The 12,833-nt window shown below is 69.3% G+C and carries 14 protein-coding genes; 2 read left to right on the top strand and 12 right to left on the bottom strand.

Annotated elements, in window-relative coordinates:
• Nucleotides 1–20 precede the first annotated feature (20 nt).
• The gene (locus ACLJPX_RS01745; protein ID WP_410598387.1) at nucleotides 21–809 is read right to left on the bottom strand and encodes an LLM class flavin-dependent oxidoreductase; all 789 of its coding nucleotides are present in this window, start codon (nucleotides 807–809) and stop codon (nucleotides 21–23) included.
• A 104-nt stretch (nucleotides 810–913) separates the two neighbouring features.
• Between ACLJPX_RS01745 and ACLJPX_RS01740 the strand changes: the two genes are divergently transcribed.
• Nucleotides 914–1,498: a dihydrofolate reductase family protein gene (locus ACLJPX_RS01740; RefSeq protein ID WP_410598386.1), complete on the top strand. Its 585-nt coding sequence runs from the start codon at nucleotides 914–916 to the stop codon at nucleotides 1,496–1,498.
• Between the two features lie 14 nt (nucleotides 1,499–1,512).
• Here the strand turns inward: ACLJPX_RS01740 and ACLJPX_RS01735 are convergent, their stop codons facing one another.
• On the bottom strand, nucleotides 1,513–2,520 hold the full coding sequence (locus ACLJPX_RS01735) for an RNA polymerase subunit sigma-70 (protein WP_410598385.1): 1,008 nt from the start codon (nucleotides 2,518–2,520) through the stop codon (nucleotides 1,513–1,515).
• Between the two features lie 180 nt (nucleotides 2,521–2,700).
• A complete protein-coding gene (locus ACLJPX_RS01730; RefSeq protein WP_410598384.1) occupies nucleotides 2,701–3,108 on the bottom strand; it encodes an HPF/RaiA family ribosome-associated protein in 408 nt (135 codons plus the stop codon).
• A 410-nt stretch (nucleotides 3,109–3,518) separates the two neighbouring features.
• On the opposite strand from ACLJPX_RS01730, the gene ACLJPX_RS01725 reads away from it, so the two are divergent.
• Nucleotides 3,519–3,674 (top strand): hypothetical protein, encoded by a 156-nt coding sequence (locus ACLJPX_RS01725; protein WP_101607226.1) that lies wholly within the window; start codon nucleotides 3,519–3,521, stop codon nucleotides 3,672–3,674.
• A gap of 299 nt (nucleotides 3,675–3,973) precedes the next feature.
• On the opposite strand, the gene ACLJPX_RS01720 is transcribed toward ACLJPX_RS01725, so the two are convergent.
• Genes ACLJPX_RS01720 through ACLJPX_RS01680 form a run of 9 tightly spaced genes read right to left on the bottom strand, consistent with a single transcriptional unit; the run spans nucleotide 3,974 to nucleotide 12,833 of the window.
• The gene (locus tag ACLJPX_RS01720; protein ID WP_410598383.1) at nucleotides 3,974–4,618 is read right to left on the bottom strand and encodes a hypothetical protein; all 645 of its coding nucleotides are present in this window, start codon (nucleotides 4,616–4,618) and stop codon (nucleotides 3,974–3,976) included.
• The gene (locus ACLJPX_RS01715; RefSeq protein WP_410598382.1) at nucleotides 4,618–5,805 is read right to left on the bottom strand and encodes an MCE family protein; all 1,188 of its coding nucleotides are present in this window, start codon (nucleotides 5,803–5,805) and stop codon (nucleotides 4,618–4,620) included. Before ACLJPX_RS01715 ends, ACLJPX_RS01720 begins: the two co-directional genes overlap by 1 nt.
• Nucleotides 5,802–6,845, bottom strand: coding sequence for an MCE family protein (locus tag ACLJPX_RS01710; RefSeq protein ID WP_410598381.1), 1,044 nt, complete (start codon nucleotides 6,843–6,845; stop codon nucleotides 5,802–5,804). Before ACLJPX_RS01710 ends, ACLJPX_RS01715 begins: the two co-directional genes overlap by 4 nt.
• A complete protein-coding gene (locus ACLJPX_RS01705) occupies nucleotides 6,845–7,939 on the bottom strand; it encodes an MCE family protein (RefSeq protein WP_410598380.1) in 1,095 nt (364 codons plus the stop codon). The genes ACLJPX_RS01710 and ACLJPX_RS01705 overlap by 1 nt, the downstream gene beginning before the upstream one ends.
• Complete coding sequence (locus ACLJPX_RS01700; protein ID WP_410598379.1) at nucleotides 7,936–8,928, bottom strand: MCE family protein; 993 nt, start codon at nucleotides 8,926–8,928, stop codon at nucleotides 7,936–7,938. The genes ACLJPX_RS01705 and ACLJPX_RS01700 overlap by 4 nt, the downstream gene beginning before the upstream one ends.
• Nucleotides 8,925–9,932: an MCE family protein gene (locus ACLJPX_RS01695; RefSeq protein ID WP_410598378.1), complete on the bottom strand. Its 1,008-nt coding sequence runs from the start codon at nucleotides 9,930–9,932 to the stop codon at nucleotides 8,925–8,927. Before ACLJPX_RS01695 ends, ACLJPX_RS01700 begins: the two co-directional genes overlap by 4 nt.
• Entirely contained in the window at nucleotides 9,929–11,176 is a 1,248-nt protein-coding gene (locus ACLJPX_RS01690; RefSeq protein ID WP_410598377.1) for an MCE family protein, read from the bottom strand. The genes ACLJPX_RS01695 and ACLJPX_RS01690 overlap by 4 nt, the downstream gene beginning before the upstream one ends.
• Nucleotides 11,173–12,036, bottom strand: coding sequence for an MlaE family ABC transporter permease (locus tag ACLJPX_RS01685; RefSeq protein ID WP_410598376.1), 864 nt, complete (start codon nucleotides 12,034–12,036; stop codon nucleotides 11,173–11,175). The genes ACLJPX_RS01690 and ACLJPX_RS01685 overlap by 4 nt, the downstream gene beginning before the upstream one ends.
• The gene (locus tag ACLJPX_RS01680) at nucleotides 12,036–12,833 is read right to left on the bottom strand and encodes an MlaE family ABC transporter permease (protein ID WP_410598375.1); all 798 of its coding nucleotides are present in this window, start codon (nucleotides 12,831–12,833) and stop codon (nucleotides 12,036–12,038) included. The genes ACLJPX_RS01685 and ACLJPX_RS01680 overlap by 1 nt, the downstream gene beginning before the upstream one ends.

Raw genomic sequence — 12,833 nt, 5'->3', positions numbered from 1 at the left:
CCCGCCCAGCGGGTCGGTTGTCAGCGGGACAGTGCGGCGATGAGCGGGCCCGGGTCGGGGTGCTCCGACGTGCCTTGCAGGATGACGGAGGTGGCGCCGGCCGCGCCCAGCTCGGCGATCAGGGCGCGTGCCCGGTCGCCGAGGGCGGGCGCGTCCTGCTCGATCTCCGCGAAGGTGACGACCTGCGGCGCCGGCCGTCCCGCGGCCCGTGCCGCCTCCGTGGCACGGGCTTTCTCCGACGCGACGTACTCGGGAGTGGCGAGCGGGGAGTCGAGGAGCACGCCGTCGCCCACCTCTCCGGCCAGCGCGACGGTCTTCGGCCCCCGCGCGCCGATGATCAGGGGTGGGACCTGCACCGGCGGCCAGTCCAGTGACACCGCGTCGAGGGTCACATAGCGCCCGGTCACGCTGACGGTCTCGCCGTGCAGCAGCCGCCGGACGGCGTCGGCGTGCTCGCGCAGTAACGTCATCGGCGACGCGGCCCGGGCGCCGACCTGCGCCATCCAGTCGAGCACCCCGTGCCCGACGGCCGGGATGAACCGGCCCGGGAACAGCCGCGCCAGCGTCGCGATCTCCATGGCGGCGACGGCCGGGTTGCGCAGTGGCACCGGCATCAGCCCGATCCCGACGGTGAGCCGCTCGCTCCAGGCCAGCGCGGCCGCGGCACTGGTGGGACCACCTTCGAGGAAACAGTCCTCCCACAGCCACAGCTCGTCGATACCGGCTTTGTCGGCCGCCACGACGGTCTCCCGCAGCTCCTCCGGCGGCAACTGCGGACGGAACACCACACCAACACGAACCTCGGCCATGCCTTCTACGCTAGTCCCACCTCCCGGATCTCCGCCGCAGAACCGATCAGGTTTTCGCGCCGCGCCCGTCTGTACAGGTGAGATCGACTCACGGAGGCTGACGCATGCGGAAATTGACCTTTGGCATGAACGTGACCCTGGACGGGTACATCGCCGCGCCCGGCGACGACCTCGGCTGGAGCGGGGGTGAGGGCCCGGACTCGTCGCCGAGCGACGAGCTGTTCCGGTGGTGGTCCGACCGGGTGGCGGCGACGGGCCTGGCGCTGTACGGGCGCAAGCTGTGGGAGGCGATGAGTTCCCACTGGCCGACCGCCGACCGGCAGCCCGGCGCCACACCGGCGGTGATCGAGTACGCCCGCCGCTGGCGGGACATGCCGAAGGTGGTGTTCTCCTCGACGACCGGCACGGTCGACGGGAACACCCGCCTGGTCACCGGCGACGCGGTCACCGAGATCACCCGGCTCAAGGCCGAGGACGACGGCCCGATGGACATCGGCGGCGCGACGCTCGCCGGGGCGGCCATGCGAGCCGGGCTGATCGACGAGTACGTGCTGGTCACCGTGCCGGTCTTGGTGGGCGGCGGCACGCCGTTCTTCACGGCGCTGGACAGCTGGGTGAACCTGAACCTGGTGGAGACCCGGACGTTTCCCGGCGGCGTGCTGTTGACCCGATACGAGACGAGGCACTGATAGGACTCGGGTGATCACAGTGTCCGCGGCAAGCCCAGCCATGGTTTGCCGGCGGCGTCGAATCCGGTGAGGTCGGCGATCTTCCCGTCGACGATGCGCAGGACCGCGATGGCGAACAGCCGGTGCTCCGGCTCGTCGGGGGTGCGCAGGTACAGCACGGCGGCGGGCATGCGGTTGACGGTCGTGGCGATACCGCGCCAGTCGTCGTGGCCGCGCTGGAAGAGCCCACCGGAGACCCAGCCGTCCACCGCGTCCTTGGCCGTCATGAGCACGGTGCCCGACTCGGGCAGCATCGCGAATCGCAGTTCGTCGCGCAGCAGGGACATCAGCCCGTCGAGGTCGTTGCGCTCGTGGGCGTCGATGTAGGACTTCACCACGCCGCGCTCGTCACCCGACAGCTCGTGGGTGGCGGGGCTCCGCCAGTCGAGGCGGCGGTCGGGCAGCTGTTCGCGCATCGTCACGCGCGCCCGCTGCAGGGCGCTGGTCACGGAGGCGACGGTCAGCTCGAGGGCGTCGGCGGCCTTCGACGTCGGCCAGCCGAGGACGTCGCGCAGGATGAACACCGCCCGCTGCCGCGGCGGCAGGTGCTGGACGGCGACGATGAACGCCAGTTCGATCGTCTCCCGCGCCACCGCCGATTCCTGCGGGTCCGCGGGGAGCATCCGGTCGGGGTACGGCTGCAGGTACAGCAGTTCGGAGCCGGGGTCCGACAGCCCGGCCGGTACGGGTGTGCGGTCGTTGCGCTTCTCCAGGAAGTCGAGACAGACGTTCGTCGCGATCCGGTACAGCCAGGTCCGCAGCGCGGCGCGCCCCTTGAACGACTCTCGCTTGTTCCACGCTCGCAGGAACGTCTCCTGCGTCATGTCCTGGGCGTCTTCGTAGTTCGCGAGCATCCGGTAGCAGTGCACCTGCAGCTCACGCCGGTGGCGCTCCGTGATGAGCGCGAACCGCGCCGCATCGCCTGAGCGGGCCACCGCGATGAACGTGGCCTCGTCGGCGCCCAGCGGTCCAGCGTCGGTCATGGTCATCGATCCTTCCACCGGTGTGACAGAGCCACCAGAACCGACGATGCGGCGGAGGATTTCTGATCGGTGAAGTCGCTGACACTGGGCCGTCGTCAGGGCGGCTGGTTCAGATGGGTAGCCGAGGACGACCGAGCGGGTGCGCCGGATCCCGGCACACCCGCTCGGTGAACAGTGAAGTCAGTTGGTGGTCGTAGCCTGCGTTTCGCTCTCGATCACGCCGACCTGTTCAGGATCCTCGGGAGCGGCCATGTGGCGAATGCTTTCGCTGCCCTTGTGGTCGTGGGCGCGGGAATACTGGGAATCCAGCAGGCTCCTCAGTTTGTGCGCCGCACCGGCGTACGCGTCGTCCACCGTCGCCGCGTGATGGGTGACCACGACGGGTTGTTTGCCCCCGGGGCGCGCTTCGATCACGCACTTCTTGTCTTCCGACTTCGCACCCCCGTTGTCGCTGAGGTGCACCTCCACCCGGGTCAACCACCCTACGAACCTGGACAGGTTGCTCTCCAGATCCGTCTTCACGTAGGTGGCCAGGCGTTCGCCGCCGTGGACGTTGTGGTCGGTGTTGACTTGGATCTGCACGAGCACCCCTCCGCAGGAAGACAGCGATGATCTCCTTCAGTACCACGGGGACGAGTGGTTCAAACCGCACACGAGGATCGCGCCACCAAGGCCGCACAACGTGACAGCGAGATGTGCCGCCGGCGCGCCATCTCCCTCAACTCGGCACCCGCCCGCCCACGACTGACCCCACGGGCGACCAGCACGGCGATCGCCCGCTCGACATCACCAACGGGTACGAGCGCTTTCCTGCGAAACGACAACAAGATTCCTCCAGCGAGCCTTCACAACGACTCCTCGCCACGTACCCATCGGCGGACGGATGAAACCTCCTACTTCGATGTTTGGCGCGGCACAGGCAGGGGAACAGGTAGGCAACGGTCCCCAATCGTGCCGGCAGATTCGTTTCGGCCGCGCAAAGAAAAGAGAGAGTCACCATGATCGTGCTCGGAGTCATCATCCTCGTGATCGGCCTGATCGTCGGCATTCCCGTGCTGACCACCATCGGCGCCGTACTCGCCGTCGTGGGTGTCGTTCTCGCGATCCTCGGCGGCACGGGACGCAAGGTGGGCGGCCGCGCTCACTGGTTCTGAGCCAGCCCTTCCCACGAGGCCCCGGTCCACGCTCGATCGGACCGGCAGGCGAAAGCCGGCCGCACTCTGCTTGTCCACACGTGACGCTCCAGACCGCGTCGGGTCGTGTTCGTGGGCGAGGCCGGTGACGGGCGAAGGTCCCCTTCGTCGCGTCCGATGCTGAACGCTCGTGTCGTGAAAGCCACTTTCGGGACATCAGACGTCCCGAAAGTGGCTTTCGCTACGCCCCGGTCCCAAAACACGCAGACCGGACGCCTGCGTCAGGGGGTTCCAGGCCTCTGCCGCGATCGACCTCGGTATCACCGCAGTTGAAGCCCGTCGATGAGCCATCGGCCGTCCTGGTGGACCAGGGTGAGTTCGACGCGGTTCCGGTCGACACGGGCTTGTGGGCTGTTGGTGTTGGTGATCGTCTGGTCGACGAACAGCACGGCGACCACCCGGTCGGTCGTCGCGTCGACGATCCCGTTCTGCAGCACGGTGCTCTTCGAGACCGCTTTGTACTGCTGGAGAAGGGGTTTGATGCCGTTCGTGGTTTCCTGGTACTGCTGGGCGAAGGCGGCGGTGGAGTTCCCCGCGACGGTCTTGAAGTTCTCGTCGAGCTTGCCGAAGTCGTAACTGGTCAGCTCGACGGCGTACTTCCCCGCGGCTGCCGAAGCCTCGTCCCGCGCGCTGTCCAGCCGCTCGTGCCGGTACCACTGCCAGCCCGCGAACGCGGCGGCGCCGATCAGAAGCAGTACCAAGACTCCGGCGAGGATCCGACGCGGACGCAGGACCACTTTTCGCGGGCGCTCGGGATCTTCGGCCGCCACGACCGGTTCGGGCTTCTCTTCGACCGGCGGAGGCGTCCTCGGCACCGGCGACGGAACGAGGCGGTCGCTCTTCTTGGTGGTGGACGGGCGACCCGCCACCCGCCGGGTAACAGTTTTGACCTGCGTGTTCTTCATCATCGCGCTCCTTGCAGATACAGGGACGACCAGGAAGCACGACCGGCTGACGAATCCGGCGCGCCGGTGGGCGGGGGCACGGCGGGGTCTCTTGAGCCGGTGCCCGGTCTGGGCGCGTTCGCCGCGCCGCGCACCCCGGAGTCGTCCCGCTGGCCGCCCGGGCAATGGAAGTCGAGCCCCGGCTCCCGCGCCTTGGTGTCCGTCGGCGTGCGGCGCTCCACCGGGTAGTAGCAGATCCCGCCCTGTGCCAGCACCAAAGTGAATTCGGCATGTCCGTCCCTGGCGGCGCTCGCCAGGTCTCCGAGTCCTTCCGGCCCGGCCGTGAACAGGGCTCGCAGGGCCGGGATCCGGTCGGCGGTGACTTCGAGCGGGGACACCAGGTTGGCCAGCAGCGCGCTGATCTGCGGTTGGTTCGTCCGCAGCAACGGGACCAGTTGTGCCGCCAGGTCGGGTGCCTTCTCCAAGAGCGGCGTCACCTCGGGCACCAGACCGCGCAGCACGCCGGTCATCCGGTTGAGCGAGCTGACCACTTGGGGCAGCCGAGCCGAGGTGCCCTGACCGAGGAAGTCCTCGGCGTCGACGAGCAGGCTGGTGATGGTGGGCCGCATCGCGTTCAGGCCTTCGACGACCTGACCACCACTGGCGATGAGGTCTTGCAACTGCCGGGTGGTCCCGTCGAGTCCGGCGGACAGGTCGTCCGCGATCGCGGAGACCTTGCCGAGGTCGACGCTGTCGGTGAGCCGCATCAGGTTCACCAGCAACGTCTGCAGCGGCAGCACCTTCTCCGTCTGTCCGGACCGGATGATCGCCCCGTCGGCCAGGTAGGGCGCCTTGTCCGCGGCCGGGCGCAGGTCCAGATGTTTGAGTGCGACGGCGGTGTCCTGTGCCACGGCCACCGCGGTGTCGGCCGGGACCCGCAACCGGCCGTCGAAGCTGAAGTCGATGTCCACTCCGGCCCCGTCCGGGCGCAGCCGCACGGCGTCCACGTCCCCGGCGCGCACCCCGAGATAGGTCACCGCGGCTCCGGGGGCGATACCGCCGGCGTCGGGCATCTGGACGGTCACCCGCGTCGCGTCCCGGAACTCGGCCGGGCCGACCGCGGTCACGCCGAGGTAGACGGAGCAGCCGACACCGATCGCCAGGAACAGCGCGAGTTGCACCACGGGTAGCCTGCGGCCGTTCCTCATCGGGTCCCTCCCAGCAGAGGTCCGCCCGCGCCACCCGGCACGGGAGCACCCGGTGGCGCCGCCGGGCCGCCGAGGAACGAGGTGAACAACGACGCCAGCGACGCCGGGACGTTCACGACGAGGTCGGTGTTCAGGTAGTCGCCCGGAATCGTCCTGTCCAGCACTCCCCCGACGGTCTTCAGCGCGCCGAGGGTCCGGCCGAGGTCGCCGGCGAACCCGTTGAACGCGTCGAGGATCGGGCCGAGATCACGCGTCATCCGGGTGATCGAGTCCTTGCTACGGCCCAGGGTGTCGTCCGCGGCGTTCGCGAGCGGAGCGACAGCGGCGAGCATGGCGTTGAGCGAGCCCTGCTGATCGCGCAGCAGGGTGACCGCGGGCCCGATCTGTGTGAACGCGGTGTCCAGCAGCGCTTTGTTGTCGGCGGCGGTCTTACTCAGTTTGCCGAGCGAATCCAGGGTGCGCTTGAAGTCGGCGGTCCGTGAGTCCAATGTGGACAGAATGCCGTCGATGCGGGACAACAGGTCCCGGATCTTCCTCTCACGGCCGCCGAGCATGGTGTCGAGCTCGGTGATGATCGTCCTCGCCTGCTCGAATCCGCTGTTCTCCAGCACGGTGCCGAGGAGGGCGAGGGTGGTCTCGATATCCGGTCCGCGCGTGGTGTCCGCGGCGGGGATGACGGCGCCGGGGGCCAGCGTCTCGCCTCCCGTACGCGCGGGCGGCTGAAGGTCGATGTACTGGTCGCCGAGCGCCGTGCTCAGTTTCAGCTCGGCGCGTGTGCCCTTCGGCAGCCGGACGTCGTCGCGGAGTTCGAGCAGCACGTGGGCCTGGAAGTTCTCGGACCTCGCCGAGACCACCTTGCCGACGGCGGCGGGCCCGAGTTTGACCTCGCCGCCGACGGGCAGGCCGGACACCTCCGTGAAGACGGCGGTGACGCGGTAGGACGGGCCTTCGACCCCGGCGACGTCGAGGTTCTGGAGGCTCACCCCGCAGCCGCCGAGCAGCCCCACCGCCAGGACCGAGGCGACGGCTCCTTTACGCATCACTTGCCTCCCTTCGGTACGACGGTGGTCGGAAACCCGAGCGGATCGTTCACCGAGGGCGGGAACCGGACCGGGTTGATCAGCCCGGCACCCGAGCACAACGGGATCGGGAACCGTTCGCACAGTTTCTGCCCGGCGGCGAACTGGGACAGATTCGTCGACACGTCCAGCCGGACACGGAGGCGGTCGTCCTCGGACACCGCCCTGCTGATGTTCTGCGCGCCCAACGGCAGGGTGTCGAGGGTTTCCGCGATCTGCGGCCCGCGCGCGGCGATCTCGGCGACCACGGAATTCAGCTGGGACAACGTGGTGTTCAAGGTGCCGCCGCTGTCCTTCACCAACTGGGCGACGTCGGTGAGGATCACCGAGAGATCCGACATCGTGGCGGCGATGGTGTCCTGCTGTTTCCCGAGTTCGGCCGCGGCCAGGTTCACCGAACCGGTCACCGAGTCGACCGTGTTCTTGTTCTTCGCCAGCGTGCTCACCAGCCCTTTGAGCGTCTCCAGGAAGGCGGCCACGTCCGGCAGCTCCCCGGCGACGAACCCGCTGGCCTGCGCCACGCGGGTGACCGCGTCCTTGAACGCGGGACCGTTGCCGTGCAGCAGATCGGCCACCGAGTTCAGCAGATCGCCGAGCGGCGCGTCCGTCTTCCCGGGTTCCGGCCCGAAGGTGGTGAGCAGGGTGTTCAGCGACGCCATCAGCTTGTCCCACTTCACCGGGGCGTGTGCCCGCCCGACCGGGATCACGCCGCCGTCGCCGAGGGCGGGTCCCGTGGTGTACGGCGGGGTCAGCTCGACGTACTGGTCGCTGATCACCGCGGGCGACATCACCCAGGCCTGCGCGTCGGCGGGCACCTTGGTGCCTTCGGGGAGCGAGAGGCTGACCCGGACCTTGGCGCCGATCGGTTCCACGGCGGTGACCTCGCCGAGGGGCACGCCGAGCACCCCGACCTTGCTGCCGGGGTAGATGCCTTCCGCCTGCGGGAATTCCGCGACCACGGTGTAGGCGGGCGCCGGGCGCAGGACGAGGAACGCACCGGCCACCAGGAGGGTGGCGACGCAGAGCAGGGACAGCACCCGGGCGGCGGCGTTCATTTGCACCCCTTCACGACGCCGAACAGGCAGAGCAGGTCGTCCGGCACCGGACCCGCCGGGCCGACGACGTCCAGCCAGGGCCCGTTGCCTCCCGCGTTCGCGAGGTACCGGCCGGTCGGAGCCAGCAGGTCGAGGGTCTTGCCGAGTTGGTCCTTGTTGTCCGCCAACGTCTTGGCGACCGTCTGCAGCCTGTCGAGCAACGGCTTCACCAGGGGCCGGTTGGTGTCCGAAAAGGACCGGACCTGCGAGCTCAGGGTGGCCAGATCGGTGATGAGCTTCTCCAGCGTGGCCTTGCGTTCGACGAGGGCCTTGGCGATCAGATCGGTCTCCCCGAGCAGCCTGACCAGGCTGTCCTGCTGGCTCGCCAGGGTCGCGGTCACCGATCGGGCCCCCTCCAGGAGCCCCTTGAGCTGTTCGCTGTACTTGTCGAACACGCTGGTCGCCGCCCCGACCCCGCGCAGCGCTTGCGCGGCCAGGTTCGCGTCGGGGGTGTTCGCCCGCAGGGTTTCGATCATCTGCTTGAGTGCGCCGAGGTCGAGTTGTTCGGTGGTCTTGGCCGCCGAACGGCCGAGGTCGTCCAGCGAGAACGGCACCGAGGTACGGGCGAGCGGGATCGTGCCACCGGCGGGAATCCGGCCACCGCCCCGGGGCTGGACGTCGAGGTACCGCTTCCCGAGGACGGTCTGCACCTTGACCCCCGCCGTCGACTCCTCCCCCAGCGCCTGGTCGTGGTCGAGCCGGAGCCCGACCCGCACCCGGTCCACGGCGAGGTCGACGGTGCGCACCCGCCCCGACGGCACCCCCGCGATGAACACCTGGTCGTCCGGCCGGAGCCCGGAGGCGTTGGCCAGTTCGACCGCGTAGTCGGTGGTGCGCTGGTAGAACACCACCTGCGGCAGGCCGATCGCGAACCCGACCATGCCGAGCAGCACGACCGTGCCGGCGGCGGCGAGTTTGACCGGGTCGCGGTCGCGGAAGCGCCTCCTCATCGGCACACCGCCGAATGCGGGCCGTTCCCGATGTCGATCGGCGGACCGGCGATTTCGAGGCCGAGGTTGCAGAAGTAGATGTTGACCCAGCCGCCGTACCCGAGGATGGTGTCGACCTTGCCGAGCACCTTGGGCAGATCGTGCAGCGCCTCCACGAGCGGTTTCCGGTTCGCGTCGAGCTTTCCGGACAGCTCGAACAGCGAACGCAGGTCACGGTCGATCGAGGGCTGGGTTCGCCGCACGACGTCGGCGACGGTCCCGGCCAGCCGGGCGCCGCTGTCGAGCGCGTCCGTGACGAGCCCGCGGTTCCCCGCCAGCCCGCTCGCCAGCGCGCCGAGACCGGCGACGAGGTCCTTGAAGTCCTGCCCGTGCGCGATGGTGCTGTCGAGCACGGGCTGAAGGTTGGCCAGTACCTGCCCGATCACCTTGTCCTGCCCGGCGAACGTGTCGGTCAGGGAGACGATCCTGGTCAGCAGCGCGTTGATCGTCGGCCCCTCGCCCTGGAAGACCGCGACGATCTCCTTGGCGAGCTGATTGACGTCGGCGGGCTGGAGGACGTCGAAGATCGGTTTGAAGCCGTTGAACAGCTTGGTGAGGTCGAGGGCCGGAGTCGTGCGCTCGACCGGGATCGTGGCCCCCTCGGCGAGCGTGCCACCCCCGCCGGTGGTCAGCGCGATGTACCGCGCGCCGAGCAGATCGGCGTAGCGCACCGCGGCTCCGGTGCCGGACGGCAGTTTCTGGTCCGTGGTCACCTCGAAGGACACCATCGCCTTGCCTTCACGCAGTTCGACGGCGTCGACCTTGCCGACCCGGACACCGGCGATCCGGACGTCGCTCCCGGGTTTGACACCGAGCGCGTCGGTGAAGACCGCGCCGAATCCGGCGGTCGGTGTCCCGAAAGGACGGTGAAGGGTGTTCGACACCAGCGCGGTGCACAGCGCGCAGACCGTGACGAACACGCCGAGTTTGACCAAGGTCGGCGTCATCCCGCGCAGCGCCCTCATCGCGTCAGCACCTCGGCGCCGCGCAGGATCGGACCGGCGAGCACGCCCAGGATCCCCGCGCCCCTCCCCGGGTTCGGCCTGGGCTGTCCCGCCAGCCCGTCCGCGAACCGGTCGAGCGCACTCGCTTCGGCGTCGCTGCCCACCGGCCCGGAAGTGCCGCCGAAGGACGGCGGGGCGACGACCGCCGCCGGGGCGGGCTGTTCCTGCCGTCGTTCCGGGGCCGGGCCGCAGTTGGGGCCGCCCAGTTCGCCGTAACGCGGGCAGTCGGCCGAGGTGTAGGGACGCGTCCCGTCCAGGGTCACGTCGAGTTCCACCGGCAGGGTGCGGCCGTCACCGACCACCCCGGCGATGTTCTTCATCAGCATGCCGAAGCTCCCGTAGAGGTCGGTGATGCCCTTCGCGTTGCCTGCCAGCGCGCCGGTGACCTTCTCCCCGCTCCCGACGAGCCTGATGACGCGATCGGAGTTGTCACCGAGCAGTTGCCGCCCCTGCCCCATCAGGTCGAGTCCACCGCTCAGCAGCGCTTCGATGTTCCCCCGCTGCCGCACGAGATCCTGCGAAAGGACGATCGCGTTCTTGAGCGCCTGGATGCCTTCCGGCGCGACATCGCCGAGTTGCTGACTGAGGTTCGCGACGAAACCGAGGGTGTCGCTGAAGGTGCCGAGCAGTCCCGGCGCGTCCGAGGTGAGGTCGTAAGCCTGGTCGATCAGTTCGCCGAGTTGCTGTCCCCGGCCGGAGAGCGCCTGGCTCACCGCTGTCAGCGCGGCGTTGATTTTCGCCGGCTGCACGGCCTGGAGCACGGTGAACAGCCGCTTGAAGGCCGTGTACAGCTCGATGGTCTCGCCGGAGGTGTCCGCCGGGATGGGCCGATCGGTGTCCAGCCGTCCCCCGCCGGGATGTCCGGGCGGGACGAGGTCGACGTACTGGTCGCCGAACAGCGTGCGCGGCAGGATCCGGGTCCGCACTCCGGCGGGGATGTTCTCCAGTTGCTCCGGGAACATCCGGAGGGTCAGCCGGGTGGCGTGCTGATCGCCGCGCACCTCCTCGACGGTGCCGACCACCGCCCCGCGATACTCCACTGTGGACCGTTCCATGATGCCGACGCTCTGCCCCGGCACCTCCGACGTCACCGACGGGTCGCCGCTGAGTGTCCCGGCGCCGTAAGCGATCACGAGTACGATCACCACCGCCCCGGCGACCAGACCGGCGACACCGCGCCAAGCGAGTACCGCGGGGCGGGTCATCGGCTCGCTCCGGTGCCGGGCAGGGTGGGAAAGACACCCCAGAAGGCGAACGACAGCAGGATGTCGGCCACCATGATCAGCACGATGCTGGTCCGCAGCGCGCGGCCTGCCGCCCTGCCGACGCCTTCCGGACCGCCGCTCGCGGTGTAGCCGTAGTAGCAGTGGATCATCGTCACGATCATCGCCAGCACCAAGGCCTTCGCCAGGGACAGCAGGATGTCCTGGGGCGGCAGCACCAGGTGGAAGTAGTAGTCGTAGTTGCCGCCGGACTGGCCGTTCGCGTTCACCACGATCAGCCGGGTGGCCACGTACGAGGCGAACAGGCCGACCAGATAGAGCGGGACGACCGCGATGAACGCGGCGATCATCCGCGTCGCCACCAGGAACCGCAGCGAACGGATGGACATCGCGTCCAGCGCGTCGATCTCCTCGGCGATCCGCATCGCGCCCAGCTGGGCGGTGAACCCGGTGCCCACCTTGGCGGCGAGCGCGATCCCGGCCACGACGGGGGCCAGCTCGCGGGTGTTCACGAGCCCCGACATCGCACCGGACAACGGCGACAGGCCGACGAGGTCGAGACCGCGGAAACCCTCGAACCCGATCTGCGATCCGGTCACGAAACTCATCGCGAAGACGACGCCGACACTGCCGCCCCCGGCGAGCAGCGTGGCCGAGCCGAAGCTGATCTCGGCGACCAGGCGGACGATGTGCCGTCCATGCTTGGCCACGGCGCCGGGCAGTTCCATCAGCACCCGGAGGCAGAAGGTGAACTGCGCGCCTGCCTCGGCGAAGCCCGCGATCCCGCGGTGCCACCAGGGCACCAGCCTGCGGCCGAGCGAGCCGACGAACGGGACGGACATCAGAAACCCCCGTCCGGAGGAGAGACCAGGGCGTAGAGCTCGCCGATCCCGACGTTGGCCAGGAACACCAGCAGGAACGCGAGCACCACCGCCTCGTTCACCGCGTTGCCCACCCCGGCCGGACCACCCTTCACGGTGATTCCCTTGAAACAGGCGACCCCGGCGGCCAGCACCGCGAACACCGCGGACTTGAGCTGGGAGACCAGGAAGTCCGAGAGATGCGCGAAGTCGGTCAGAGTGGTCAGGAAGCTGCCGGCGCTCACGTTCAGGACGGCGATCTGGAAGAGGAAGCTCGCGGTGATCCCGACAGCCATCACCAGGCTGTCCAGCAGCATCGTGATCACCACGGCGGCGGCGATCCGCGGGACCACCAGGCGTTCGAGTACCGGCAGCCCCATCACCTCGAGCGCGTCGGTCTCCTCCCGGATGGTGCGGGCGCCGAGGTCGGCGCACATCGCCGAACCACCGACCCCGGCGATCATCAGCGCGCAGACCAGCGGCGCGGCCTGCCCGACGATCAGCAGCCCGACCACGGCGCCGCTGTAGTTCTGCGCGCCGATCTGCGCGGTCAGCGAGCCGACCTGGGCGGCGACCACCACACCGAACGGGATCATCACCAGCACCGCGGGCAGCGCGGTGACCCCGGCCAGGAACCACATCTGGTTCAGGGTCTCGCGGACGTTGAACCGGCGGCGGACCACCGACGACCAGCTCGCGGCCAGGGTGTCGGCGGCGAAACCGAACAGCATCCCGATTTCGGCCACCGAGCCGGTACGCCACCGCGCCGGTGCGGTCAT

Source organism: Amycolatopsis sp. lyj-90, from assembly GCF_046549035.1.
Taxonomy (GTDB): domain Bacteria; phylum Actinomycetota; class Actinomycetes; order Mycobacteriales; family Pseudonocardiaceae; genus Amycolatopsis.
This window is presented reverse-complemented; position numbering and strand designations above follow the sequence as displayed.